We start from the raw sequence: 26,609 nt of genomic DNA on the forward strand, positions 1-26,609 counted from the left end.
TTCATTTACAGCGGTTTTCAATTCGGTGAGGTACTTTCGTTCTGGGAGGGAGCAGGGAATCGGGAATCGGGAATCGGGAATCGGGAATCGGGAATCGGCAATCGGGAATCGGGAATTGGGAATCGGGAAACAATCCTGTGTACCTGATCAGCTAGTCTTCATTTAAATTCTCTTGTGATCAGAGCAGGGGAGCTTCGCGAGCAGGGGAGAGGGTTTGACGGTTTTTTTGATAAGGGAATAATATCCAATTTTAAATACGCAACAGGTTATCATTAATTTGTTATTTGTGGTTTATTGACAGTTAACCGTTAACCATCAACTGTCAACCCATAACCACTTCCTGGTATATAGCGTTTCTCATAACTATGAGGTACACAAAATTTTTTACCTCTGCCCTCTTACCTAATCCCTGCTCGCTGCTCCCTGCTCCCTAAAACCCACAACTCTGTACCTCACCCAAATAATAATTGCTATATATGCAGCTTCAATGTCTATCAGCTAGCTAATCCCTCACCCAAGCAATAATCATCATGTCTTCCCCTGCCAAAGGTCCCTATCGCAGTAGATTGTTTAACTTTATCAATCGACAATCTCAACGGTTTGCTGACCAAATTCAACGTACAATACGGCATTTAAAAGTTGCAGGGGTATGGGGAGGGCAAATTTTACTTTATCCGGTTTACCTGCTGGTGCAAGCTAGTTTATCCGCTGGGCGTCAGATTTCTTCTTCGGTAAAAGCTGGATTGCCCCAATTAAGAACATTTAGCCACGCCCAGCCCCAGGAAAAACCGCCAGAAGCAGATACAGCAATTCAGCGAGTGCTACAAGAGTTGAACCTTGGCAAGTTTACCCTTGAAGCTGATCTAGACAACCTAAAACCGTCTAACGGGCAAGCTGTAACCCTAAATAACGGGCAACCTATCCTACTGGAACGGCAAAGGGGAACATCCCTAAATAACCAGGAACCTGTAAGCCTATATAACGGGCAAGCTGTAACCCCAGCTAAACCCGCGACTAATGAGCATATGCTAATTAAGGGAGTGGCTTGTTTATTGGACAACCGGGGTCTAGTGCTGGTGACAGTGGAAAATCAAATTCTGGATATATTGACACCCCAGCAGCAGCACAAACTAGCATCCAGAATCAGTTGGGAGCTGGCTGACTTACTGCGTAAATGGCGTTTAGCCCACTCGTTAGATGGCAAAAAAGCATCCCCTTCCCTTGCTACCTTAGATCACCCCCCTATTTTTCCACCCATCAGGCTATTCTGGCGATTAATGGCTTGGGTGCAAACTAGTCCTGTAGCGATCGCAATTAATCTGTTCGGGGAATCGAGGATCATTCCAGCTGTTTCCAAGGGTCAATCAGCCACCTCTGAGCACCGACAACCTAAACCTTCCAAACCACTCAATCTATTACCTTCTAACCCAATTGAGAACCTATTAACTTCCCTGGATAACAAATTCCTGGAACTGGAATCACACCAATTAGTACAACGATCGGAAGTTTTGGTTAAACTGAGTAAGCAAATCCCCCTAACCCTGCGCCAGAGTACTAATCAGCTGATGCAAGCCCTACAAAAACCATTTATTAAGGGTGATAGCTCAGAGGAGGTAACGGCAGGGTCTGACACTAACCGATTTAAACTCTTAAGCTTAATCTATGCTGCTATTGACTACTTCTTTGGCAGAACATCATCTAACTTTACTTTGAGTGGTTCCTCAGAGCAATCCCAAATTCTTTCTGGTTCTGGAGAGGGTTTACCAGGAGGAAACAGGGATAATTTATACCCAGAAGCCCATCAGCTATCAGGAGATAATTCCCCTCCACTTTCCCCGTCATTAATACCATCCACCTCAACACCATCTCGGTCTAAATCAGATGAACTTGATCCTTGGTTATCCGATAATGATTTATGGGGCAACCCAGATGGATCTGACCAGCCCGAAAATTTATCTTCCTCAACCTCCAACTCCGGAAATCAGGCACAATCACCGGTTGCTAATAGTAAATCTAGACATCAGTTACCAGAAGGATTCAACAGCAAAATTCCTGTGAAGTCAGAAAAGTCTATTTGGATTCTATTTAAGCGATACCTGAACTTACTAAAGGCTCCAGGTAAGCTAATTATTTCGAGAACTAAATCTTCAAAAGTTCAACCAAAACCATCTATCAGCCAGAATAAAAATTCCAGGACTGAAAAATCACCAGACCTGTCCCAAATTCAGGATAATTTAGGAAAAACTACTTCCAAAGAATATCAAGATCAACCGCTAGCAGTTGTTAAGTCTGGTAGCACCCAGGTTAAAGGATATAAGGGAGAAGAAAATAATGCGATCGCTAACTCTAGAAACGATAGTGATGTAGAGCCAAATCAAGAATGGATTGAAACTAAAGCAACTCCAGAAGGATATATTAAGCATCCTTTAGAACGAGTGTTGGAGTGGTTAGACATCACCATGCTTTGGATAGAAGAGCTAGTGGTTAAAATTTGGCGGTTGCTGCAACGGTTGTGGCCATTTTGAAAAAAGGGAACAGGGAATCGGGAATCGGGAGTCGGGAGTCGGAACCCACCCCTAACCCCTCCCAGGAGGGGAACGGGAATCGGGAGTCGGGAATATGGCATCAAAATTCTCGGCATTCCTACACGGATTGCTATATCAATGATCAGCATTCAGCTATCAGCATTCAGCTATCAGCATTCAGCTATCAGTGATCAGCTATCAGTGATCACTGAATACTTACGATGTAAAGCCCTAGGATTCCTCATCCATCGGATTATTACCGACATCGAATACAATCACAAATTTCGCATCAGGCATTAATCGCTTCAGGGCCCATAAATGTCCCTCCGCATCCGACCGGTTGCGAAAGCGAGCAACAACAACTCGCTGCATTTCGGGTAATAGCCTAATGACCACCCATGGATGAAGGCGTTCCGAATAACTCATAATCAAACTGTCTCCTTTTTTAGGGGAGCCAGAGCTAGCCCGTAGATTTTGGACTTTCGCCGGGCTAGCTCTTGACTCTGGGCGTCTCAGCGCCCACCTTTATAGTATAGCACAAATAACCTTTTATTATAACATATTTTGAAAAATTTTGTAAAAAACTGATCGGGAGTCGGGAATCGGGAGCAGGGAAACTATTGCCTCTTGCCTAATCAATATCAGTAGAGTGGGCATCCTGCCCGCCCGACAATAAGCATGACACTGGCAAGATGCCAGTTCTACAGCAAGATGCCCGCCCGACAATAAGCATGACACTGGCAAGATGCCAGTTCCACAGCAAGATGCCTCTTGCCTCTTGCCTTTTGCCTATTGCCTTCCCTACCATGACTCCTCAAGTAAACCCTTCAACACTTCTTCTGTAAAAGGATTCTTACCAGCCCGGAGCTCATCTATCCATTTTTGTCGTTGTGCTTTCAACTCATCATCATCGATCCAATCTACAAATGCCTGAAAATATGATATGGCTCCTGCGGTATCCCCAGTCAGAGCTTTAGCTAAACCACGACTATCCAGAATACCTCCATCTTCAGGTTCTTTTGCTACTGCTTTTTCACAGGCATCCATGACATCAGCAGCATATCCATGGAGGCTACCAAACCAACAGATTTCGTTCCAATCATAAGCAGAAATTTCTAGGTTTGGATCTAGTTGTTGTGCTTTTTTATAGAGAGATAGGGCTTTGGTTAATTTACCCTCTTTAGCTAACTGCTTACCTTGTTTAACTTTAGTGGGTGCTGCTAGCTGTTTGGCTTTTGTCTCTGGCTGTAATTCTAGATTAGGATTTAATTCTTTGGCTTCTTGAAACTTAGCAATAGCACCCTCAACATCCCCCTCTTCTGCTAACTGTTCACCTTTTGTAAAAAGAGCGATCGCTTTTGCCTTTGCCTCTGGCTCTAATTCTAGCTCCGGATTCCATTCTTGGGCTTTTTGGAACTTAGCAATAGCACCATCCACATCCCCCTCTTTCGCTAACTTCTCACCTTGTTTAACAAGACCGGGAGCTACTGCTACTTTGTCAACTGAATCTTGACATGAGCTTAAGCTTTCTAAATCTTCAGGATGCTCCACAAAGTAATCTTCAAGCAACTTACAGCCCCTAGCCAGCATCTCACCTAAATTTTCAACGGCCCAGAGTCTGACCATACCGTCCGATGATGCCGTAGCTAGCATCTTACCATCTCGGCTAAAGCTTAGACTATTTACCCGGCCTTGATGTCCTTTCAACACAGCTAATGGATGAAACAGAGCTAATGGATTGCCCTGTAAATCCCAGAGTCTGACAGTATTGTCTCTTGATGCCGTAGCCAGCATCTGACCATTAGGGCTAAAACTTACACTATTTACCCGGTCTTGATGTCCTCTCAACAGAGCTAATGGATTGCCCTGTAAATCCCAGAGTCTGACCGTTTTGTCCCATGATGCCGTAGCCAGCATCTGACCATCGGGGCTAAAACTTACACTTAATATCGAGGATTGATGTCCTTTCAACACAGCTAATGGATTGCCTTGTAAATCCCAGAGTCTGACAGTGTCATTTGATGCCGTAGCCAGCATCTTACCATCGGGGTTAAATTTTGCATCATATACGAAGGATTGATGTCCTCTCAACACAGCTAAGGAATTGCCCTGTAAATCCCAGAGTCTGACAGTGTCATTTGATGCCGTAGCCAGCATCTTACCATCTCGGCTAAAACTGACACTAGTTACCGAGTCTTGATGTCCTTGAAACAGTGCTAAGGGATTGCTCTGTAAATCCCAGACTCTGACCGTATTCCATGATGCTGTAGCCAGGGTTTTACCATCTCGGCTAAAACTGACACTATTTACCGAGTCTTGATGTCCTTGAAACAGTGCTAATTGATTGCCCTGTAAATCCCAGAGTCTGACGGTTTTGTCATTTGATGCCGTAGCCAGCATCTTACCATCTCGGCTAAAACTGACACTAGTTACCGAATCTTGATGTCCTCTCAACAGTGCTAAGGGATTGCTCTGTAAATCCCAGACTCTGACCGTATTCCATGATGCCGTAGCCAGGGTTTTACCATCTCGGCTAAAACTTACACTTGATACCGAGCTTTGATGTCCTCTCAACACAGCTAAGGAATTGCCCTGTAAATCCCAGACTCTGGCTGTTTTGTCGTGTGATGCTGTAGCCAGGGTTTTACCGTCGGGGCTAAAACTTATACTATTTACCCAGTCTTGATGTCCTCTCAACACAGCTAATTGATTGCCCTGTAAATCCCAGACTCTGACAGTTGTGTCCTCTATTTTGTCCTCAGTCAGAGGATTATCATGTGATGCCGTAGCTAGCATCTTACCATCTCGGCTAAAACTTACACTTCTTACCCAGCCTTGATGTCCTCTCAACACAGCTAATTGATTGCCCTGTAAATCCCAGACTCTGACAGTTTTGTCCTCTGTTTTGCCCTCAATCAGGATCGTACCATCTGATGCAGTAGCCAGCATGTTACCATCGGGGCTAAACCTTATTATAGTTACCGGCTGTTGATGTCCTTTCAACAGTGCTAGTTGCTTGCCCTGTAAATCGAAGAGTCTGACAGTTTCGCCCAATGGCGTAGCAAGCATGTTACCATCGGGGCTAAACCTTACACTATTTACCAAGCCTTCATGTAATCGAAATTTTCTGTTTTCTTTGAATTTAGTCAGACTCTGGTGTAAAGCATAGATAGGAATAATAGCAGGATAGTTATCCAAAGAGCGACCATCTTTGACTATATTAAATAGCTGTTGCCCAGTCTCCATAGCTGAGTATAAAAGCTCTCGATCGCCATAGTAACCATTATCCCCTGGTAACCGTCGTAAAATACTAAGCGCTTGTTGTTCTAGTCGCGCACCTGTTTTAGCTTCTTGTATGTTTTTAGCAGTTATCATAGCAATAATTATTGCTACAACTGAGAACAAACCCAGAGTAATACCCCCTATTAGTATAGTTCTCTTGGCTTTCTCTTGAGCTTCAGTTAACGTATCATTCGCCTTAGCTAATATTCGACTTTCTTCTGCCAATACCCGGCGGTCTAATTCCTGACCAGCTGCTAAAAACTGATAATCCAAATCGCTCAAACTTTTACCCCTAGCCCAAGCTTGAGCATCCTGTAAGGCTACCCCCCGCAACAAACGGGATTCATCCTTACACCCAGACTCAACCCAAGCGGTAAAGGCTTCAGAATAGGGACGCAGTCTCGCTAATTCTTGCTTAACCCAATCGCGATCAAAAACACTGCCATAAATCCGGTTGTTAACTTTTAAATACCCATCCCGCTCCACTACCAACCCCGATAGTCTTAATTCCGTCTGTTCATCACTGCCATCAGCGGCAAGACTACCCTGATCTAATACCTGCTGATACAATCCCAACAGCCTACTCGCCCGTTGCTCATTTCTGAGAATGCGATCGCGTATAGTTTTCAAATGCTCTGGCTTATCCTGAGATACCCAATTGTCAATAATTTGGCTACGGGCGACCTGTTCAACTCCAGTTCCCCCCTTGTTAAGGGGGGTTAGGGGGGATCCCAATCCCGAAGTGCTGTGGATGGATCCCCCTCCAGAATTTCCCTCAACTCCAGTTCCCCCCTGGTTAAGGGGGGTTAGGGGGGATCCCAATTCCGAAGTGCTGTGGATGGATCCCCCTCCCGTCCCCCTTAATAAGGGGGACGCCAGAGCATCGTCCACCATTAACTTACACAACTTCTGGGTCAGAAACGGTTGTCCCCCTGTCCAGGTCAATATCTCACCTAACACCTGTTGAGGATTATCCACCTTCCCTACCAAACCAGGGAGCAGTGGTGTTTTCGCTTCTTCAAAGGTAAAGCCAGTCAGTTCAATATCCCGACCAATATTAAACGGAGTGCGCTGTTTATCCTGAATCAAATCCGCTGGAGTTGCTACTCCCAGCAAACAAAAACTCAGGCGATTGTAGACAGGATTTTCGGCTCGTTTGTTATAACAACTGCGAATAAAGGCAAAGAAATCATCTTTAAACGCTACTTTAATAATACTGTCAATTTCATCTAGAAATATAACAATAGTTTCCGAAATAGTTGCCAACAATACCGATTCAATAAACTTGCCAAACCCTAACAATGGAGCGATGTGTTCTGTATCTCTAAACCAAGCTTCTTCATCAAAGTTACCTGATAGCTTAAACTGAGACACCAGCATCACTATCAAGCTTGAATACCACATCTCTACGGGTATATTCTCTTTCCCAATCATGGTAAAATCGATACAACCACAGGCTACTCCTGCTTCCTGGAGACGCTTCATAGTTTGTACCCGCAAACTCGATTTACCCATCTGTCGCGAGTTGAGCACATAACAAAATTCCCCAGCCATTAAAGCCTGAAAAATTTCGGTATCAGCTTTTCGCAGGGCATAAGTTGTGGTATCTTGAGGTAAACTTCCGCCAACTTGGTAGATTGTTGATTGGTTGGTCATGATCAAAAAGGGAGTAGGGAGTAGGGAGTAGGGAATAGGGAACAGGGAACAGGGAACAGGGAACAGGGAACAGGGAATAGAGAACAGTAGTGAAGATATTGGAGTAGTATTTGGTTTTATGCTAAAGGGATACAGTATTGGATTTGATGATATAGTTATAGAGTTTTACAGGATTTATTTACTCTTCCTATTTCACTGCTCCCTGCTCCCTGCTCCCTGCTCCCTGCTCCCTGCTCCCTAACTAGAAAAGCCTGTTACTAAAATACTGACGATACAAATTATATCGAGGAATACAATCGTTCCCGATTGCTCTGACTAATCCCAGACTTTCTAACAGATACGTTTCCTTATAATCCAGACGCACAGCTTTAGTAGTTGTCAGTAACTTTTTGAAAGGGTTTAGTAAATTGGGATGGAGAATTAGATTATTTAAAAGTTCTCGCAAATGATGACGATAAATCCCTGATTCTGTCGGGGCGGTTTCTAAAAGATGCTCCATGGTCATGTTGGTATTTTTGCTAAGAGTAGAGAAAGCCAGCGTCAACAAATAAGGATGTCCGCCTACCATACCCATTAATTTTTGCCCTGATTCAATGGATAACTTTAAACCATAACGCCCAGCTAAACTCTGAACTTTATCTAAGTAAAAATTCGATAACTCTACTGCTTCTCCCACATTAAAAGGAGACTGATTGATATCTAATTCAATATAAACCTCTGTAGAATAAACCACAATCAACCGCAGGTTTTTCCAAAGTTGATTATTTTTAGCATCCTCATGCCACGTGCGCAACAAACCTAGAAATTCGCCAGCTACTTCTGGATAAGGAAACACTCGGTCTACTTCATCCAAGCACAAAACTACAGGACTGGATAAAGACGGTAACAGATACTGCTCAAAATATCGTTGACAATTTACCTTACTATATAACCGTTTACTCCAATAATTATCCAACTGGTCTGATAAGCCCAAATTGTCACCAAATCGCACGGAAAACGACTGTAAAAATACATCCAAATCATGGCAAGGTAACTCATTCAGATTCAAATAAACCGTGCGATAACACCGAGACTTAGCATAACTAAGAATCCGATTACTGAGTAACGTTTTCCCCATCAGCTTCGGTGCTTTAATCCGAATTAGCGCTCCTGGTTGTAAAATCTTTTGATAACACTCAGCATCTTGGAGACGTTCTAGATAAAAGTATCCAACTTGAGCAGTTGTCTGTGGTTGATTATTGGTGCTATTTGTGCTATTATAGTTGTTATTATTTGTTGGTAACTTAATACCCAGTAAGTTTAAAAATTCTGGTATAGACTGAGGGCGATCCCTTGCCACCAAATTCATGGCCTTGAGAATGGCTCGATTTATGCGATCGCTAATCTGGGGATTAAGATGGTTTGGTGGTGGTAATACAGCTCCCTCAACCCGCTCGTCAGCTGTTACTGGTTCATTTCCAGTTAAGAGCACATACAAGGTAGCGGCCAAAGCATAAACATCGGTGTAGGGTCCCTGTTGCCCACGGAACTCATATTGTTCCAGAGGAGCATAGCCTGGAGTAAAAGCAGAAAGATGAGTTTGCTTAACCCCAGGGACAAACTTAGTGGCAATACCCAAATCAATCAACACCGCACCAGAACCATTGTTCCGCACCATGATATTATTAGGTTTAACATCCCGATGGAGCAACCCTTGCTGATGAATATCCCTGAGGGCGCTACCAATTTGCTGGATGTACAGCAAGGCTTGCTCTTCTGAGAGGACACCCTGCCGTTCCACCAGAGCCGACAAGGTTTCCCCCTCGATGTATTCCATGATTAGGCAGGGTAGTTCACCTTCTCGGATAATTTCTTCAGATAAGCGGACTAGATGAGGATTACCACAGCTACATTGGGCTAATTTTACGGCTTCATTGGCGAAAATTTTCCAAAATTCTAATAAATTATCTTGCCGGAGTACATGATTAAGGATAGTTTTGATTACTATGCGATCGCCTGTTTTAGTTCGGGCTAAATAGGTAATACCCAGCCCACCTTCTCCTAGTTTTGTTTCGATGGTGTACTTACCGTTCTGTAGCCGATAACCAGGGGGCCAGGTAAGATTACTTACGCCGTAGCTGTGGTTAGGTGCCTGAGTAGTTGAGGGAGGTTTGTAGGGAGCATAAGGCTCTCCAAGCGTAAGATGTATGGGTTGTGTGGTGCTGCTATGACGAATTTTAGGGGAATTAAAGAAGCGTTTAACTGCATTTAACCGCTTCTTTAATTTCCCACAGACTGACCGATGCTTATGAGTCTTCATTGGAGATGCCCAACCTATCCAGGAGCTTAATTTGGTAGGGTTTATATTTCCACACAAATAATTTTAACGTTTCTGATAACTATCAGAGCCATTCGATTTGCTTCACCCTACTTCCTACTCCTACTCCCGACTCCCGACTCCCGACTCCCGACTCCCGACTCCCGACTCCCGACTCCCGACTCCCGACTCCCGACTCCCGACTCCCGACTCCCGACTCCCGANTTGGTAGCTAAAAAGAGGAGGAAGTTAAGGAGTAAAACTGCTCGCGCGATGATGAGTTGGGCATTCTACCAATTCTCGCAGACTTTAGGGCATTTGTGTAACCGGTACGGTTCCAAACTCGTGAGAATAACTGAGGAATACACCTCAAAGACCTGCACAAAATGCGGACACATCCATAGGAAACTTGGAGGATCCAAGAATTTTAAATGTCCCAAATGTGGGTATGAAATCCATAGAGATTTCAATGGAGCCGTGGGGATTTTCCTCAAGGCGATGTGGGATACCACCTTTACCGATCACGTCGGTGATGTTGTACTAGATGTCTTAAATGTCGAAGATGTCGCGGTTAAAAGTATCAGCTAATCGGGATTAGTTCTATAGTTCCCACTTTTCTAGGCAAGAGCGTCAACCAACAAACTGGTTAAAAATTCGGTTCGATTACCCATTACCTATTACCAGTTGGGTTAACGGGGGTATTCAACCCTGATGAGGTATGGCTATAGATGCTTCATCAACAGCTTTTGTGATAATATACGGGTATATTGCGATTGGGGCTGTGGCTCAGCTGGATAGAGCAAGCGCCTCCTGAAAAATCGGGCACCATGGAAGAAATTCCGTGAGTGAATGTGGTCAAATTCGGTGAAACCTAAGGGGTATTTAGCTTACTCAGTACTCTAAGGCAATACCGAGCCAAGCCTGAATCTGTGTGCGAGTCATCGCCCTTGGTTAAATGCAGGAAGGTGGAGAGACTAGACGGCCACCACCTAAGGGGTATTAACCTTAAGGGGTATTAACCTAGGGTGAAGGTATAGTCCAGAGAGTGGGGAAACTCACACCAATCTGAAGCGCTAGGTCGCCGGTTCGAATCCGGCCAGTCCCGTTGATAAGCTGTTAGCTATTAGGTAAGTTAACTAAATTCAAGAACTACTTCAATACTTCTTCTAATTGGTGCTGCTCCCAAAGAAAGCGATAAATACCAGGTTGTTGTAGAAGTTCACCATGAGAACCAGTTTGGACAATTTCCCCTGCGTCCATGACCAAAATCCGGTCAGCCTTGGCAGCAGCTGAAAGTTGATGGGAGATAAAAATTACAGTTTTGCGCTGGACTCCTTCCGAGAGATTGTCCAGAATTTGGGTTGCTGTCTGATTATCCAAACTGGAAAGGGCATCATCAAGAATCAGCACTGGTGCATCCATCAGCAGAGCTCTAGCTAAAGCAGTACGTTGTCGCTGCCCCCCAGAGAGGGTTATTCCCCTTTCCCCAACAATTGTTTCGTACTGCTGGGGGAAATTCATAATTTCCGGGTGAATTTGGGATTGCGAAGCTGCGTATTCTACCTCTGAGTGTTCGCTGATTGGTATACCGTAGCAGATATTGTTTTTAATGCTAGTGCTGAACAAGAAGCTGTCTTGAGGAACATATGCGATCGCATTCCGCAAGTCCTGCAAGGGCAGCTTAGTAGTATCATATCCATCCAAAAACAGTTGACTAGCTTGAATATCCAGCAAACGAGGCAAGGCATTAGCCAGGGTAGATTTTCCAGAACCAATGGCTCCCACAATCGCTACTGTCTCACCTGCATTAATCGTGAAACTAACATTGTTCAGCGCAGGAGTTTGGCTGCCGGGGTAAGTGTAACTCAAGTTGACAGCCTTGAGCTGTCCCCTTACTGGCGTTGGCAGGCTAACCGAATCTGGGGCATTTGTAATCCGAGGCTGAGCCAATAGAATCGACTCAATACGATCAATACTCACTTCACCGCGTTGATAAGCAGTGATGGTAAACCCTAGCAGTGCTGTAGGGAAGACTAAACGTTCAGTATAGATAATCAGCGCCACAAAGTCACCAATACTAATAGCACCGGACTCAATGGAACCAGGACCAATGCTTAAAAGCACCAGTAAGCTGAGGTAGGTAAGAGCCTCAACTATCGGAAACAGAAAGTTTCGTGTTCTTGCCAAATTGAGATTTGCTCCCAAAAGCTGCTGATTGAGCTGATGGAACGCACGACGCTCGTTTTCTTCCTGAGCGTAGATTTTAATCATGGCGATACCACTCATATCTTCCTGAATCAGCTCACTGAGGTTAGAAAGTTTCTCCTGGACTTCTTGTTGTTGGCTGCGCAGTTTCTCACTAAATAGCTTGACAATAATCAACATCAACGGATAAACCGCCAATGCTAAGAACGTCAACCACGGATCAATGGCAATCATAACCGGCAGGGTCAAACAGTAGGCAAACACCGTATTCGCCAGACTCAAAACTGCAAACCCCAATAGACGCCGAATATTATCCACATCACTGGTGGCTCGGTTAATCAAATCACCTATTGTGTTCTGAGAAAAATAGGCTGGTTCCAATGTCAGCAAATGCTTAAAAATCCGCTGCTTCAGGTCAAATTCAACTTTGCGCCCCACTCCAAACAATAGGATGCGCGAAACCATCCGAATCCCCCACATCAATGAGGTGAGTATCAAAATAAGCAGCACAAAGCTCCCGACTTGGTCGAAGCTCAGGGTTTGACTCAACTCGTCAATAGTATCCCTGATCAGTAAGGGGATATAAACACCAAGTCCATTGACAATAAGGAGGGCAAAAATACCTAGGGCTGACTGTCGCCAGTATGGGCGCAGGTAAAGCAGCAGTTTTTTTAGACGGGAATTCAGCATGTTACAATACTATACAATTCCCGTCCTGCTTACAATATTTAAACAATTCCCCTACTATAGGCTTAACCTTTCACCAAAAATCGGGGAGTAATTACCCTCAATGGAACCGCAGATCAGGATAAATCATCGACCCTTACTGAAGGTGAGAGCTGAGGGTGGTATCGGTTTACTTCCAATTAAACCAGAAACCCACACTATACCCGATCGGGTTAATGTGGGTAGTTAACATCAGGTGCAACATTTAACCTGTACAAACCTACTTACAAGCAGATAGGACGATGGTATAGCAAAGCGTGAAAACTAATGGTTGTTGCCGACAAAGCAATGCCAAAAGCATTGCGCTAATTTTATTGATGGAGGCTCTCGGCCTACTCTCAAACCGCACTGTAACTTCACTCAGTCCATTATTTTACGTCGCTTAACTTACGACCAGCTTATCAGCTTTTAGTTCTTCGTTGGGCGGTAGTGTTCCCTTGTTAAACAAGTTACTAACTTATTTCAGTGTAAAACAATGAATAGTGTTTGACAAGGTTTAGATAGCTATAAGGCTAATAGTTGCACCTCTATATGTCAAGAAACATCTCTTGCGGTCGGCGATTCAACTTCTGTGCCGGTAACTCGTCCTCCTCGTAGTTGGAAGTAAATATTGCTAAAGAAGGTGTTAATTACCCCGGTAGTCTGCTCAAGAGCTCCGATAGAAGGGATAAAAGCTTGGATGCCAATGGCTTGATTGGGTGGAACAAGTTGAGCCAACACAGCGTCCCTAGGGAAAGGACTAGCATTACTAGTAAGCTGAATTGATTCCCCATTGGGAACAAAAGCAGTGAGGGTTTCCTCCTGCCACCCAATTGTTTTCGCCATTTGAACCGCAGGTTGGTTTTGAACGACTCCAGGCCCGAGAAGTTGAGCCAGCCGATTAGATAGAAAAGGGGTGCTGGCCACAAGCAAGACAAAAAATCCCGTCCAAATCAAGGTAGGTCCTGGGTTAGAGATCTTGTCACCTTTAATTCGCATTGCTCCTAGGAACCAAAGCAGAATTGCTAAGCCCAATGGTTGAAAGGGAAGTGAGAGAATTGTCCATATCGGTGAAACCAGGGCATTGGTTGGGGTGAAAAACAGCAGGACAATGATGGCAAAAACCAAAAACCCCCCAAGCCAGGTGAAATACTGTTTAGGGATGATTTCGAGCAGCAGCTTGGCGAGCAAAAATCCAAGCACTACCCATAGCAGGACTAGAAATAGTAGTTGCATAAGTGAATACCATTGTAAGTTTTTGACCGTTAGCTGTTTGTTGTGGAAGTTTGATCCGACAACTCAACGTCCTATCCGGCTAGTCGTATTCGGCTAATTGATAAACTGTGGTAATTTGATAGGCATACATCCCTCAAATTGGGGGGACATGCTCAGTTTGAGGAATCTCTCAACAGGTAAATCACCCCAGTCTGAATTGCCTTAACACCGGCATTATACTTGCCATTGGCTGAAAAGCGTCACTTTGAAATTGGTGTGAGTGCGATCAAACTAGGAAACGTTTTCTGTCAAAGGGGTTGAAATTTGGCTAGTTCAACCAATAATCATAGAATACTCTTGGCGAATTAAGAGGGGATATTTGGATCTAACCCCATTTAATAGCAGACTAGGCAAGACTTCATACTCCATGCCTGTTTGCCTCGCGCCGATGATATTGATGGCCGATATTGATGGCCGATATTGATGAGGGAATTGAAAACGTTGCCGGTGGATAAACCAGCTCAAATGGGAAACACTACATACAACACGACTCCTACCATACAAGAGTCTCTGACGGTGGAAAACCGCATCAGTCGTTTGGAATTAATTGTTGGACAAATCGGAGAGGCAGTACTTGCCACTACCGAAACCATAGACCGTCTGGCTGACCGAGTCGATAACTTTGTGATTCAAGTGCAAAACCAAGGGCAGCAAGTTCAACAACAAGGCTACCAGCTTTTTGCTCTAAGTGATGCGGTGCAAACCTTGGCAGAAACTCAAAATGAGTCTCTAAAACAGCTTGAGCAAGTCACACAAACCTTGCAAAAGCTTGCTGCAGCTATTGAAACAGGGGAACACTGACCTTCCTTGCCCTTGATTTAAGCACCAAGCTTGTCTATTGAGACTGGGTATGGGGTGTCAGCGAACGGCTGTGCGGTTACAAGAAGGCTAAAGCCCTTTTTTACCATACTTTCGCCTGTCAAAACCGCTCAAAACTTTTGGGGATTATTTACAGGTTTATTGACAATAAATTGCTCAATGTCAGCCTAGACCCACCCGCTCACCCTATCCTGACTCTGAGCGCCGTGCATTGAAGAGTGGAGTGTTGTGAAATTAAAGCTAAAGCTTTTCAGCATGGTAAAAATATGCTACCACAACGAGAGTACCCAAAACTGATTAGGAGAGCATTAATGCATTTTCCAACGCGGTACTTCCTCCTTGTTCCGGTGAGTGTACTCATGAGCTTATTGACCGTTAGCTGTAGTGGCCAAAAAGTTGAATGTCAGAAGATTATTGAAGTGGCGAACCAGGCAGTTGAAGAAGCTAAAACCCTGACTAATGGTGGAGAATCAAGCGATCCTGAGGCAATGCTCCAGGCAGCTGATGCTATGGAGGGGGCATCTCAAGAGATGGAATCGATAATAGTTAAGGACGAACAGCTCCAAGACTATCAAGCTGGTTTTATTAAGATGTATCGCAATACCAGCAAGGCGACTCGTGACTTTGTAGAGGCTTTTAAGAAGCAAGACCGCTCAGCTGCGGAAGAAGCTTTGAGCAATTTGCAGAAAGCCACCACCCCAGAACCAAAATTAGTGGCGGATATTAATACCTACTGCTCAGCTAACTAGGGGGTTGAAACAGTTAATAAAAGCCTATTATTACCTCGACGTCTGTATTGCCAGACAACTTGTTTAGATGTCTTGTGGCGGGCTGACTGCGCTATAGAATCGCCGTCTAGAGCGCAGCTGAAAAACCCTATATTTTTATATCTTGCTTAGGCAATACCCCAAATACCGTAGCTGCTAGGTCTATAGTAAATTTACCATAAATTTACATGGTTTGTAGCATGGTATGTTTCGTTTTTCAAGTACTCCCAGTAGTATATTTAAACAATCTGCCTTTTAGATCTCATGAAATATGCCTTGGTTCATGAGTGGTTGACTCCCAAAGCAACTGGTGGCTCAGAACTAGTAGTTCAAGAAATACTCAAACACATTGATGCCGACCTGTACGCCCTGATTGATTTTGAATCAACCAATCCCCAGAGTTATCTATATCAGCGTTCTATTGGCACAACCTTCCTACAGAACTTACCCTTCGCTCGTAACGGGGTTCAGAAATATCTGCCGCTGCTACCCTTAGCGATTGAACAGCTGGAACTAGGGGAGTATGATGTTATTCTCTCCTCTTCCCATGCTGTTGCCAAGGGTGTCCTTACTAGTCCCCAACAACTGCATATCTGCTACTGCCATACGCCCATGCGTTATGCCTGGGACTTGACGTTTGATTATTTGCGCAGTAGTGCTATGGGACAGGGTTTTCCAGGGTTGATCACTCGCTATCTGCTTCATCGGTTACGTCAGTGGGACGTGATTACAGCAAATCGGGTGGATTACTTTATTGCCAACTCTCATCACACAGCACGGCGGATCTGGCGCTGCTATCGGCGTAGGGCTGAAGTGATTTACCCACCGGTTAATATTGAACGTTTTCCTTTCCAGGAAGAAAAAGAAGATTTTTATCTGACCGTTTCCCGGATAGTAAGTTACAAACAAGTATCTTTAATTGTTCAAGCTTTTAATCAACTGGGATACCCTCTAGTGGTGATTGGTGATGGCTCAGATTTAGCAGGGATTCGCAACTTGGCTCACAAGAATGTAAAATTTTTGGGATTTCAACCCAATCAGGTGGTTGAGCAGTATATGGCTAAAGCTAAAGGGTTTGTCTATGCTGCCTGTGAGGATTTCGGCATTGCCCTGGTGGAAGCCCAAGCTTGTGGTACGCCGGTGATTGCCTATGGTGCTGGTGGGGCACTAGAAACAGTTCTAGATATTCGGCAACATTTAGACAGTGGTACAGGTCTATTGTTTCCAGACCAAAGCTCAGAGGCTTTGATTGAAGCCATGGAAACCTTTGAGACCTTGGCAGGAAAGTTTAATCGGGAAGCGAGCCGGTTAAACGCTGCCAAATTTGCCCCCAACATTTTTGCTGATCGCTACCTGACATTTCTGGAAAAGTGTTATCAAGACTACCAGTTTTAATTTCTCTGGTAAAAAATTAAATATCCGAGCTGGCTATGGGCTATAGCGAGTGTCTCGTAGCTTTATGATTATGACGTGTGGTGTGAATTGAAGGAGTGAGATGACTGCCGAAAGCCAACTTAACTCCGTCAAGATATTGCGAGCATTCGTGAAGCGAGGTTTTCAGCCCCTCGCTTCACGTCGTATACACAAGAATCTGACTCGCTATCGCTTAGACGGAAATTTTGCCAAGCGACTGTTTGATGTTACCTTTTCCCTATCAGTTCTGATTTCGTTTTTTCCTGTTTACCTGCTACTGGCATTGCTAATTTTGATCAGCTCACCTGGACCAATTTTTTATGTTCAGGAGCGGGTGGGTAAAGACTACAAACCTTTTGCTTGCCTGAAATTCAGAACTATGGTGGAAAATGCCGACGAAATGTTGCTAGAGATGATTGAAAAATCCCCTCAGATACGGGAGGAATTTCAGGATAATTACAAGCTCAAGGATGATCCTCGAATTACTGGAATTGGAAAATTTCTACGGCTGACTAGCTTAGATGAGTTTCCTCAGTTCTGGAATGTACTCAACGGACAGATGAGTGTGGTTGGTCCAAGACCGTTAGTGCCAGAGGAATTGCCCAAATACGGGCGTCACATGGATAAAGTCTTGACAATTCGACCCGGAATTACTGGCTTATGGCAGGTTTCTGGACGCAATGACATACCTTACCACCGCCGTGTGCAAATTGATGTTTACTATGTCAGTTTCCGGAATTTTTGGCTGGATTTATGGATCATCGTGAAAACCATTGGTGTTGTTATTTTTCCCAAAAATAACGGTGCTTACTAGAGTTAACTGGTGCCTGCTATAGGAGACATTAGGTAATGGGAGACATTAGGTAATGGGTAATGGGTAATGGGTAATAAGCCCAGTTGCCAATTACCCATTACTGATACCAAGTTGCTCTCAAACCTATTATTTAACCTATTATTTATTGCTCTTGGACCGAATTAAGTCCAATTGAACGAAATTGGTAGATGGGAGTGAAAAAGCTCCTATCTACTACCTATAAATGCAAATCGGTATGATTACCCACTATCAGCATAGTTTGTTGATATGATCCCGTTATCAAACCGGAGGGAATATCAGATGAACAAAGCAGAACTACGCCGATCCCTGCTTCAAAAGCGCCAGTCTATGTCTGTAGAAGAATGGCGGCAAAAAAGCGATCGCATTTGTACCCATCTGCAATCTTCAGCCCTAGTGACCCAGCCACAAACAGTCTTAGCCTATTTCAGTTTTCGAAAAGAACCAGATCTAAGTCCCCTATTTACAGACACTAAGCACTGCTGGGGACTACCCAGATGTGTAGAAAAATCTCTCTTCTGGCATAGCTGGAAGGCGGGCGAACCCTTGCAAAAAGGAAATTACGGTATTTTAGAACCATTACCTAATTCTACCAGCCTAGAGCCAAAGGATGTGAATTTGATCCTTGTACCCGCTGTGGCTTGTGACCAGCGGGGGTATCGTTTGGGCTACGGTGGTGGTTTCTATGACCGACTACTGAATTCACCAGAGTGGGATTCTATTCCTAGGATCGGCATTGTATTTGAATTTGCCTATATACCTCAACTACCCATTGATCAGTGGGATAAAGACTTGCACAGTGTTTGTACAGAAACAGGATTCAAGAAGGTGGAACAGATCTGAAATTCTGTGTTTTATACTGTTTAATACTCTTTGTCTACAAAAACTGGAGACTTCGTACTTCATTTAGGAGACGACTGACAATTAAGTGCTCCCTTTGGATAAGCAATACGTTGGTGATTATATTGTTGCCAAACTCTGATGAAGACTTGGGCAATTTTTGATAAATCCTGTCGGGTTAGCCCAGAATCCACTAATTGGTTGTCCTGCCAGCGAGCTTTGAGAATTTTATTGACCACCGTAAGAGCCGTTTCCGGAGTAACCTCTTTGAGTGAGCGTAGAGCCGCTTCACAGGCGTCAGCTAACATAACTACACCAGTTTCCTGGGACTGGGGAATTGGACCGTCATAACGAAAATATGACTCGTCCACAGACCCAGTACCTTCGAGTTGGGCTTTTTGCTGAGCCTGGAAATAAAAATAGGAAATCAGCAATTTCCCTTGATGTTCTGGGATAAAGTCCCGCACTGCCTTGGGTAACTGGTGCTTACGAGCCATAACCAGTCCTTCGGTAACGTGCTTTTTGATAATTTCAGCACTCTTGAAAGGATCATTAATCTCATCATGCTTGTTCGGACCACCCATTTGATTTTCTATAAACCCTAACGGATCGTGCATTTTACCAATGTCATGGTAGAGCGTACCTGCCCGAACCAGTTCGACATTACAGTGAAGTTCTTGAGCCGCTGCTTCTGCCAAAGAAGCAACAAACAGAGTATGTTGAAACGTTCCAGGTGCCTCAGTAGCTAGACGCTTGAGCAGGGGACGGTTGGGATTAGACAATTCTGCCAGACGAATCGGTGTCACCAGGTCAAACAAACGTTCCAGGTAAGGTGATAGCCCCAGGGCGACAATACTCCAAGCTAACCCAGATAAACCTAATAACAAGGCTCCTGGCAGAACTGCATACCAAATTGTACTAGCAGTGGCACTAATAATCAGATTGATAATCAAGGAAACGACACCTTGACTTAAGCCCACCCCAACTCCCAGCAGAGCCAATTCCTCTCGCGATCGCATTCGTCCTGCCATCAAGGCACCCAGTAAACCCCCAGCCACATTTGCCAGTACTTGTTCCCCAGTGACTTCCATACTAAAGGTCACTAAGCCTGTCAGTAAACCCACCACTGTCACGCCCATCGTAGAGCCATAAAAGTTCCCTACTAACAAAGCAATAGCAGGCATAGTGTAGGGAATCTTGAAGAAGGGACTCTTGAAAAGTATTGATATTGGCATACTCAGCGTCAATAGCAATACCAAAATGTAGTCCCGCCGTCTCCATTTCGGGTGAACTCGCCGTTGCACTAAGGCAAAGATTCCCACCGTAGTAGTAACCAAACCACCAAATCCCATCAAACCCGGCCAGTTAATTCCTCGACGGCTTAAGTCGAAATAATCCAGTAGTACAAAGTCTGTTTGAGTGATGGTTTCACCTGCGGTTACAATCACATCTCCTTGCCGCACTGAAACCATCATTGGTTCCACTTTTTCTGCTGCCTGTTCTGCTATGAGCTTGGTTGATTCTTTATCTTCGATCAAGTTGGGTTCTAAAACTCTCACTAGTAAATACTTGGCTAGTGGTTGAGCTTCCTGAGGCATCAGGCTACTCAAGTTTACCTTCACGGTCTCTTGGATCAGATTTGGTGGTAATCCTGGAACCATACCTTGGGTCAGGATGCGACTAGCAGCCTCCTTAATGACGATGCGGGTTTTCTGCCAATCTTGATCTGATAGATCCAGTACAGAAACATCATCTAGGCTACTGAATTCAGGGCTAAGGTATTCTGAGAGCTGAGGCAACACCTGAGCGTACTGTTGACGAGCAGCAGATATTGACTCAATCAGAGCTGAGAACTCTTGTTCAGAAGACTGTTGACGGTAGCTTTGCAGTTCACTTACTGCCTCAACAAAAGCTACATTTAATGAATTTTCTGGCGGAGTCGGTGGTTTGGCTTGAGAATCAAACCCGTTGACATGGTTATCGATATCTGAAAATGCCAAGATAGCCCGCCATTCCCATTCCTTACTTTGGCGCAGATACCGCTGGGTGGGGATGGATAGTACATCAGTCTTGACAAAAGGAAAAACACCGCTGTTAGTGCGCAGTTCTTCCACAGCGTCCAGAGACTTCTCAAGATTTTGATCAATTCTTTCTGTAACAGATTGGTCAATCATCAAGACTGGTTGAGCACCTCTTTGAGCTTCTTTGCGTCTCTCAGCCGTCGTTTTAGAGTCCTCAACCAGAGCATCGAAGGGTGCCCGGACTGTCTGTGGTGCTACTGTGTCTACATCTAGCTGTGGCTGATTGTAAAAGCGCCCTCCCATAACACTGGTCAGGGAAACCACTGCTAAAGTCCACATTACAGGTAGAGTAATTTTCTGTTGAAGTTGGTGCTGGCTTTTGCCCCAATCTTTTCCTGAAGTTAGGCTAGTCGAAGTGCCTTCACAATGGGTTGGAGACTCTGTGAGCTGTAGAGGTTGTCCTTTCAAATTCTCCTGCTGTGATTGGCTAACTGAGGATTTGGCAGCACTAGAGGAGTTAAATCCCAAAAAACTGCGAAGGTGCTGAGATGTTCGCCGTAATTGCGTGATCGGCTGCGTCAGCGAATTGAACGTTTTCATAGCACAGGAATGGCAATGTCTGGTAACAGTAGCGGTCTGCTCACAATTTGCTGTGTGGTGGTGGCATTTTGCTTAAAGACATCTACATTTATTTATTATTCATAAAAAATACTGGAAAGTTTGCCTCCACTCATTTTCAATCCACTCATTTGACATGGGTAGAGCGCAGGTTGCGTGGGAAACTTCCAGTGACAATCATGCCTTGTATACTGTAACAGTAACTGGAGTTTGCGAACAGAAAACTTCATTAAAGTGGTAATTATGGTTTCGTGGTTACCTTGGTCAATCCCCATGGCTATTGGTTGGGTTTGACTTCCAAATGATTCACAGACCAACTTCACCGTAAATACGCCTAGGTCGTTATTTACAACTTTAGCTTTTCTTTCTTTTATCCATTCCCTAGGGGAACTTGGGGTAATTCGCATTAGTCGCTGTCGAGTTGGTGATAAAGTAGCTACTCGCATTGAGATAATCCTCAATCATGGAGTTGTAAGTCCCCTTGACCACCTAATCCAAGCGGTGCCACCCTAGGCCGCGAGGGATTGCTCGCGGCCTAGGAGGCGCGCACCTTGATGATTCCGATCCTTAACCGCGACTGAAGTAAGCAGTCTTGCAGATACTCCAGCTTAGGGGTTGTGGCTGGAAGTTCTTACCAGGATTAGGCTCAATCGTCTAGTCACACTTAGGCTTAAGTCTTACCCCATAAGCACCCTTTATTGCGGGGTCAGTAACAGAATATAATTCCAGACTTGACTGATTTTTAGTTTACAAAACTCAGAAGCCAGTGTTTTTTTTATATCATCTTAGTTTAACTGGTTTATATTGGTTTTACCTATAGCTGTGGTAGCAAATTCAACACCACGGGTGCAACACAGACCATGAAAAATTTTATGTAGCATCAAGTTTCAGGCTACAGCCCCTTGTAGGTGGAGCTTCATTTTTGGCTTGAAAGTCCTTTGATTGAACAGCTTATCGAGATCCGATCACCCTTGGTGCCACCACAGCTAGCTTCTGAAACTGAGCTATCGCTGAAACGTCATATACACCTGACCACACTGCCAACAACTGGTCTGCTAATTGCCATTGGTCAACCCCAGTACTGCTGAGGTTAAGCGCCACCAGCCAGGGCACTGGAATACCGATGATACCGTTATAGGCACCAGCTAAAGCACCTGTTAAGGCAGCAGTAGTTTGTGATTGATAGCCTGTAAGAGCTGCACGAGTTACACAGAGGCGAAAATCTTCTGGGGTGTTTAGGAAACAGTAAAATGCTAAGGCAATCGATAAAGAGCAGTCATCTTCAGACTCATTTCTACGCCTTTGCTCTCGACGCAGCTGGATAACAGTTTGTTCTAAACTTGCCCCAAGCTCCAGTAGACTTTGTAATTGTTCCAATTGTTCCACCCAGGTATTTTGATTTTCATAGTTCCCTAGGTAGGCAATGATTCGGGAAATCAGGGTAGGGCAGTCAAGTTTTTCGGTAAGGGCGACAGCGATAGCCCAAGCTATTGTCAAGACACTCTCAAACCTTTGAGAATCATTTTGCCAAATTGCTGCCGCCTCTAGCAGTTTTTGGCGCAACTTGACTTCATCTTCATGAAAAAATAATGCTATTGGTAAGGTTGCTACTGCTGCTTGGCTACTGTTGGCAGTCCCTTTTAATGAAAGGATAGAGGGTTGAGCCTTTTCACAGTGCACTAACCAATCTCCTAAATCGAGGTTGCCACAGCGAATCAAACTTTCAATACCACAAGTAGCAATCTTGTTCCAATCGGAAATCCCCTTACTCAGACCAGCATCCCCAAGGGAAAGCGATCGAAATCTTACTTGAGCTGGTGGTAACTTTTGGCAGCCACTCCCAGCCAGGATTTCTCCCACAAGGCTACCTAACAAGGCACCTCTAAATCGGTTCAAAAGTGAGTACCGCATCCATATTTTGTCAAGAAATCTAGTGTGCTCTTAAATTGCCTTTTTCAACCCGCAAGGCAGCACCCATCACCTTTTCGATTTTAATTACCAATCGATTTTCTCAATGTAAGAACTAGAGCCTGTAACCCCAGTCTATAGCTGTTAGCTCCAAAACCACTAATCTGACCGACTACCACTGGTGCCATTAACGAATGATGTCTAAAGGCTTCTCGTTTATAGATGTTGCTCAGATGAACTTCTACAGTTGGCAAGGCTACCGCAGCTATTGCATCTCGAATAGCCACACTGGTATGGGTATAAGCACCAGCATTAATTAAAATCCCCTCGTGGTTTCCTAAAGCTCCATGTATCCTATCGACTAAGATACCTTCATGATTAGACTGCAAGGCTGTCACGCTTGCCTCAAGCCTTTGCCCTTCTTGCTCTAGGAGATAGTTAATCTCATCCAAGGTTACAGATCCATAAATACGTGGTTCTCGCTGTCCCAGTAAATTAAGATTGGGACCATGGAGAACCAGGATACTTAGACGTTTTCGAGGATCACCGGACACAATAACTATCTAATTCCGACGACACCTTGGGTCATTAACAGGAATGGGTATTGGTTCTGGTTCAGGCTGAGCCTCAGGACCTAATAGCGCTTCAATAAGTTTGCGCGCCCATTCTTGAATTTTTTCCAAAACCTTTTCTATATAGTCCATCAAGCAAAAAGCTCCTATAAGACCACTTGTATCTTTTCTTTTACACTTTCAGTTCCGATACTTTTTAGCTACCAAAATCTACTTTGCAGATTTTAGCCCACTAATGCAAGCTGCTCTCGCAGCCAGGGGGTATCTCCCAAGGCCAAGATAGGTTTTGTTCCGCTCTTGGCGCATAAATCTGTGTTTAATAGAAAACGCAACCACTATCATTAAAGCTTTGGTTTTCGGCTTCAATTCAAGTTACAGAATGTTTTCAATGACACTAGATTCCTAATCAAAGTATAACCTATTTTTGTAGATACTGCAAGATATTTGTAGAAAATCGTCAACAGTGGCTAGCCCTAACAGGTTAAAAACCATCACTGCTTTTTGAGCAGCTCAGCAAGGGAATCAGTCTTGCCTAAAGGTTTTTGCCTTGACCATGACTCTGAGAAAGCAAAAAGAACAAAGTGTTGTATCTATTATGTTACTAAGGCTAGCACATTTTATACAATTCATTCAACCAAGATACATTAACCGTGTTTATACCCTCACCAGCATCAGACCTATCAGTTGCCTGACTCAGTCAGTAATATTTGGCGAAAGGCTTGCCTGGTTTCGGGCTTCAAATAATTCTGTTGTAAGGTTTGCCACTGCTGCCATGATTTGTAGCGGTTGGCCTGTAGTAACTGAGCCAGCTGGGGAGCCTTATGTTTTAGGTCTGAGTCAAAGACAGAGTTTAAGAATTCGTCTAAAACCATACTGTCCTGAATATCACCTAAGATGCCTTGAATTTGCTTCATATCTTCGACATAGTCCTTATAGGTAGGACTATATAGTTCAGTAAATAGATTCATTTGGTAACGCACCCGCTTGGCTTGCTTACGTAGATCGTGAATCATTGCTCCACGAATGGCTAGCAATGACTCAACTGCTGCTGGTTTCAGCTGCTTGGGAGTTTGGCTACCAGTATCCTGAAGATCAACGCCCACTAGCCAAGCGGGGTGGAGTAACAGGCGGCTGACAATGGGTAAGAGTAAATCAGGTAATACCGCAGCCGCTGGCATCTGAGCCATTTCTTTATAGGTGGGTTTTTTGAGCCACCGTTTTAAGGTTTGCTTAAGCTTTTGGTGTGGCTTACCTTGCAGAGCTTCCCGAACTTGTGTTAAAGCTTTGCACCGCTTTTTTTCCAAGTAAACGTAAGCTTGCTTCAATGCTTTCCGTTCTTTGGTGGGTAACTTGGGTTGGTAACCTTTGTGGAGGGTTTCTTGGAGGACATCTAGATCTCGAAGACTCCCTAAAATACGGGCAATCTTACCAATCTGTTTTTCAGAGGCTGCTTTGGGCAAGTCTAAGGCAGGGGTAAAACTAGTGACGGCGGTACGCAAGCGCCGCATTCCGATACGCATTTGGTGCAGCTGTTCTGGATCTCGATCTTGGAGAACAGCGGCTTCGTGACTAAGCATTTTCTGGAAGTGTTTCTCAATTCCCAGATAACTCCATTCTCCAATGGTTTTGCTTTGGGGTAATACTAGTTTGTTCATCGTCCCAGTCTGACGTCTAGCAAGCCAGACTCTTGAGATTGAGGTTGAGTGGACTCAGGATAGTCACAGTCCAAACCTTTACCTAAAGTTAACCAAAAGCCCACTTTGATTAACTTTACGTTAAGGATAAAAATAATGTTTTGTATTATTACTTATTCAGAGAATATTGTCAAGTTATGATCAGACTTTGCATAGAGGTTTGCAGCTCATGAGTCAGGTCAACTATAGCTTGTCGGATAAATTCTAGGGGCGGTTGGGCATGACTCATCGGTGTCTGGTCGATTTTGTCTGTTGGATGATATTGGCAGCACTAACTGATTAATCGAAGGTTTGATTGAGTGTGATCAGATGTGGTGATCTAAGGATGGATGGTTCCATCAGGCATAATTGTTTCCCTTAGATTAACTTGGCTTAGTTCAGCTTCAATGATAGTAGCCCCAGTTAAGTTAGCTTTACTGAGGTTAGCGCCCCTGAGCTTAGCTGTAGTCAGGTTAGACCCGCTTAAATTTGCTTTAGTAAGGTTCGCCCATCTAATGTCAACCCTGTAAAGGTCTGCCTCTGCTAGGTTAGCTCCAAACAGATAGCTTCCACTAAGGTGAGCTTCTGCTAGGTTAGCCCCTCGACACTCAGCTTTGTATAGGTAAGCCCCAAGCAGTTCAGCTTGATGAAGATTAGCATTGCTCAGATTAGCATGGCAGAGATTAGCAGCCATAAGGTTAGCCTCAACCAGGTTAGTCCGTCTTAGCTTTGCCCCACTTAAATCTGCTTCTGAGAGATTAGCTTTGAGCAAGCTAGTGCCAATTAGGTTTGCATTACTCAAATCAGCTTCCATGAGGTTAGCTAGGGTCAAGTCAGCCCCAATTAAATTGGCACCATTTAGGTCAGCCCTGATCAGGTTAGCTGCTATAAGTTTAGTCCCAATTAGCTCTGCCGAGATCAGTTTAGCTTTGATCAGTTCAGCATCTTGGAGGTTGGCATTACTGAGGTTAGCTTGGCTGAGGTTAGCGCTAATCAGTTTAATATTGCCTAGATTTGCCTTTTTTAAGTTAGCTTTTGCTAAGTTTACCCTTTCAAAGTTAGCCCCATTGAGGTTAACTTCGCTAAGGTCTGGTTCTAGATCTAGATTTGTCTTTCTCCATTCTGTCCACCTCAATGGCCAATCTAGAACATCTTGCTCTACTCAAACAAGATCCATTGAGATGGACAGAATGGAGAAAGAA

22 protein-coding genes are annotated in these 26,609 nt (G+C 44.3%); 8 read left to right on the plus strand and 14 right to left on the minus strand.

Going from position 1 to position 26,609, the window contains the following annotated elements; translation table 11 throughout:
• Position 1: 1 nt before the first annotated feature.
• Complete coding sequence (locus tag F6J94_RS00805) at positions 2-133, minus strand: hypothetical protein (protein WP_293021341.1); 132 nt, start codon at positions 131-133, stop codon at positions 2-4.
• Positions 134-530: 397 nt separating this feature from the next.
• Here F6J94_RS00805 and F6J94_RS00810 point away from each other — a divergent pair, with 397 nt between their 5' ends.
• Both F6J94_RS00810 and F6J94_RS00815 read left to right on the plus strand, forming a co-directional pair.
• Positions 531-2,525 carry a hypothetical protein gene (locus F6J94_RS00810; protein WP_293035921.1) on the plus strand — a complete coding sequence of 665 codons (1,995 nt, stop codon included), beginning with the start codon at positions 531-533 and terminating at the stop codon, positions 2,523-2,525.
• Positions 2,513-2,716 (plus strand): hypothetical protein, encoded by a 204-nt coding sequence (locus tag F6J94_RS00815; RefSeq protein ID WP_293021337.1) that lies wholly within the window; start codon positions 2,513-2,515, stop codon positions 2,714-2,716. The genes F6J94_RS00810 and F6J94_RS00815 overlap by 13 nt, the downstream gene beginning before the upstream one ends.
• A 40-nt stretch (positions 2,717-2,756) precedes the next feature.
• Here F6J94_RS00815 and F6J94_RS00820 read toward each other — a convergent pair whose 3' ends face one another.
• The 4 genes from F6J94_RS00820 to F6J94_RS00835 all read right to left on the minus strand — a co-directional run bounded on the left by F6J94_RS00820 (position 2,757) and on the right by F6J94_RS00835 (position 9,762).
• Positions 2,757-2,951 (minus strand): hypothetical protein, encoded by a 195-nt coding sequence (locus F6J94_RS00820; protein ID WP_293021336.1) that lies wholly within the window; start codon positions 2,949-2,951, stop codon positions 2,757-2,759.
• A 126-nt stretch (positions 2,952-3,077) separates the two neighbouring features.
• Entirely contained in the window at positions 3,078-3,269 is a 192-nt protein-coding gene (locus tag F6J94_RS00825; protein ID WP_293035922.1) for a hypothetical protein, read from the minus strand.
• 57 nt (positions 3,270-3,326) lie between these two features.
• The gene (locus tag F6J94_RS00830; protein ID WP_293035923.1) at positions 3,327-7,463 is read right to left on the minus strand and encodes an AAA-like domain-containing protein; all 4,137 of its coding nucleotides are present in this window, start codon (positions 7,461-7,463) and stop codon (positions 3,327-3,329) included.
• Between the two features lie 241 nt (positions 7,464-7,704).
• Entirely contained in the window at positions 7,705-9,762 is a 2,058-nt protein-coding gene (locus tag F6J94_RS00835) for an AAA-like domain-containing protein (RefSeq protein ID WP_293035924.1), read from the minus strand.
• Positions 9,763-10,035: 273 nt separating this feature from the next.
• On the opposite strand from F6J94_RS00835, the gene F6J94_RS00840 reads away from it, so the two are divergent.
• Entirely contained in the window at positions 10,036-10,347 is a 312-nt protein-coding gene (locus F6J94_RS00840; protein ID WP_293035943.1) for a transposase, read from the plus strand.
• A gap of 561 nt (positions 10,348-10,908) precedes the next feature.
• On the opposite strand, the gene F6J94_RS00845 is transcribed toward F6J94_RS00840, so the two are convergent.
• Complete coding sequence (locus F6J94_RS00845) at positions 10,909-12,654, minus strand: ABC transporter ATP-binding protein (protein WP_293035925.1); 1,746 nt, start codon at positions 12,652-12,654, stop codon at positions 10,909-10,911.
• Between the two features lie 570 nt (positions 12,655-13,224).
• On the minus strand, positions 13,225-13,905 hold the full coding sequence (locus tag F6J94_RS00850; RefSeq protein WP_293035926.1) for a hypothetical protein: 681 nt from the start codon (positions 13,903-13,905) through the stop codon (positions 13,225-13,227).
• A 462-nt stretch (positions 13,906-14,367) separates the two neighbouring features.
• On the opposite strand from F6J94_RS00850, the gene F6J94_RS00855 reads away from it, so the two are divergent.
• The 5 genes from F6J94_RS00855 to F6J94_RS00875 all read left to right on the plus strand — a co-directional run bounded on the left by F6J94_RS00855 (position 14,368) and on the right by F6J94_RS00875 (position 18,618).
• Positions 14,368-14,745 carry a hypothetical protein gene (locus tag F6J94_RS00855; RefSeq protein ID WP_293035927.1) on the plus strand — a complete coding sequence of 126 codons (378 nt, stop codon included), beginning with the start codon at positions 14,368-14,370 and terminating at the stop codon, positions 14,743-14,745.
• Positions 14,746-15,074: 329 nt separating this feature from the next.
• The gene (locus tag F6J94_RS00860) at positions 15,075-15,512 is read left to right on the plus strand and encodes a hypothetical protein (protein WP_293035928.1); all 438 of its coding nucleotides are present in this window, start codon (positions 15,075-15,077) and stop codon (positions 15,510-15,512) included.
• 282 nt (positions 15,513-15,794) lie between these two features.
• A complete protein-coding gene (locus tag F6J94_RS00865) occupies positions 15,795-16,925 on the plus strand; it encodes a glycosyltransferase (RefSeq protein WP_293025352.1) in 1,131 nt (376 codons plus the stop codon).
• A gap of 100 nt (positions 16,926-17,025) precedes the next feature.
• The gene (locus F6J94_RS00870; protein WP_293035929.1) at positions 17,026-17,757 is read left to right on the plus strand and encodes a sugar transferase; all 732 of its coding nucleotides are present in this window, start codon (positions 17,026-17,028) and stop codon (positions 17,755-17,757) included.
• Positions 17,758-18,057: 300 nt separating this feature from the next.
• On the plus strand, positions 18,058-18,618 hold the full coding sequence (locus F6J94_RS00875; protein WP_293035930.1) for a 5-formyltetrahydrofolate cyclo-ligase: 561 nt from the start codon (positions 18,058-18,060) through the stop codon (positions 18,616-18,618).
• A 59-nt stretch (positions 18,619-18,677) separates the two neighbouring features.
• Here F6J94_RS00875 and F6J94_RS00880 read toward each other — a convergent pair whose 3' ends face one another.
• From F6J94_RS00880 to F6J94_RS00905, 7 genes are all read right to left on the minus strand, one after another.
• Entirely contained in the window at positions 18,678-21,164 is a 2,487-nt protein-coding gene (locus tag F6J94_RS00880) for an HDIG domain-containing metalloprotein (protein ID WP_293035931.1), read from the minus strand.
• Between the two features lie 167 nt (positions 21,165-21,331).
• Positions 21,332-21,700 carry an RRXRR domain-containing protein gene (locus F6J94_RS34060; protein WP_367142142.1) on the minus strand — a complete coding sequence of 123 codons (369 nt, stop codon included), beginning with the start codon at positions 21,698-21,700 and terminating at the stop codon, positions 21,332-21,334.
• Between the two features lie 505 nt (positions 21,701-22,205).
• The gene (locus tag F6J94_RS00885; RefSeq protein ID WP_293035933.1) at positions 22,206-23,165 is read right to left on the minus strand and encodes an ADP-ribosylglycohydrolase family protein; all 960 of its coding nucleotides are present in this window, start codon (positions 23,163-23,165) and stop codon (positions 22,206-22,208) included.
• A gap of 80 nt (positions 23,166-23,245) precedes the next feature.
• Positions 23,246-23,716 carry a type II 3-dehydroquinate dehydratase gene (gene aroQ, locus F6J94_RS00890; RefSeq protein ID WP_293025347.1) on the minus strand — a complete coding sequence of 157 codons (471 nt, stop codon included), beginning with the start codon at positions 23,714-23,716 and terminating at the stop codon, positions 23,246-23,248.
• 9 nt (positions 23,717-23,725) lie between these two features.
• The gene (locus tag F6J94_RS00895) at positions 23,726-23,866 is read right to left on the minus strand and encodes a hypothetical protein (protein WP_008177935.1); all 141 of its coding nucleotides are present in this window, start codon (positions 23,864-23,866) and stop codon (positions 23,726-23,728) included.
• Positions 23,867-24,414: 548 nt separating this feature from the next.
• Positions 24,415-25,389, minus strand: a complete 975-nt coding sequence (locus F6J94_RS00900) for a CHAD domain-containing protein (RefSeq protein ID WP_293025346.1) — start codon at positions 25,387-25,389, stop codon at positions 24,415-24,417.
• Positions 25,390-25,747: 358 nt separating this feature from the next.
• The gene (locus tag F6J94_RS00905; protein ID WP_293035935.1) at positions 25,748-26,542 is read right to left on the minus strand and encodes a pentapeptide repeat-containing protein; all 795 of its coding nucleotides are present in this window, start codon (positions 26,540-26,542) and stop codon (positions 25,748-25,750) included.
• Positions 26,543-26,609: the final 67 nt, after the last annotated feature.

The sequence above is a fragment of the Moorena sp. SIO1F2 genome (genome assembly GCF_010672755.1).
Taxonomy (GTDB): domain Bacteria; phylum Cyanobacteriota; class Cyanobacteriia; order Cyanobacteriales; family Coleofasciculaceae; genus Moorena.

Coding starts and splice junctions, on each gene's coding strand:
- F6J94_RS00840 (WP_293035943.1), top strand. CDS start 10,036: ATGAGTTGGGCATTCTACCAATTCTCGCAGACTTTAGGGCATTTGTGT.
- F6J94_RS00870 (WP_293035929.1), top strand. CDS start 17,026: ATGACTGCCGAAAGCCAACTTAACTCCGTCAAGATATTGCGAGCATTC.
- F6J94_RS00820 (WP_293021336.1), bottom strand. CDS start 2,951: ATGAGTTATTCGGAACGCCTTCATCCATGGGTGGTCATTAGGCTATTA.
- F6J94_RS00900 (WP_293025346.1), bottom strand. CDS start 25,389: ATGAACAAACTAGTATTACCCCAAAGCAAAACCATTGGAGAATGGAGT.
- F6J94_RS00885 (WP_293035933.1), bottom strand. CDS start 23,165: ATGCGGTACTCACTTTTGAACCGATTTAGAGGTGCCTTGTTAGGTAGC.
- F6J94_RS00860 (WP_293035928.1), top strand. CDS start 15,075: ATGCATTTTCCAACGCGGTACTTCCTCCTTGTTCCGGTGAGTGTACTC.
- F6J94_RS00850 (WP_293035926.1), bottom strand. CDS start 13,905: ATGCAACTACTATTTCTAGTCCTGCTATGGGTAGTGCTTGGATTTTTG.
- F6J94_RS00865 (WP_293025352.1), top strand. CDS start 15,795: ATGAAATATGCCTTGGTTCATGAGTGGTTGACTCCCAAAGCAACTGGT.
- F6J94_RS00810 (WP_293035921.1), top strand. CDS start 531: ATGTCTTCCCCTGCCAAAGGTCCCTATCGCAGTAGATTGTTTAACTTT.
- F6J94_RS00845 (WP_293035925.1), bottom strand. CDS start 12,654: ATGCTGAATTCCCGTCTAAAAAAACTGCTGCTTTACCTGCGCCCATAC.
- F6J94_RS00875 (WP_293035930.1), top strand. CDS start 18,058: ATGAACAAAGCAGAACTACGCCGATCCCTGCTTCAAAAGCGCCAGTCT.
- F6J94_RS00835 (WP_293035924.1), bottom strand. CDS start 9,762: ATGAAGACTCATAAGCATCGGTCAGTCTGTGGGAAATTAAAGAAGCGG.
- F6J94_RS34060 (WP_367142142.1), bottom strand. CDS start 21,700: ATGCGAGTAGCTACTTTATCACCAACTCGACAGCGACTAATGCGAATT.
- F6J94_RS00830 (WP_293035923.1), bottom strand. CDS start 7,463: ATGACCAACCAATCAACAATCTACCAAGTTGGCGGAAGTTTACCTCAA.
- F6J94_RS00895 (WP_008177935.1), bottom strand. CDS start 23,866: ATGGACTATATAGAAAAGGTTTTGGAAAAAATTCAAGAATGGGCGCGC.
- F6J94_RS00855 (WP_293035927.1), top strand. CDS start 14,368: ATGAGGGAATTGAAAACGTTGCCGGTGGATAAACCAGCTCAAATGGGA.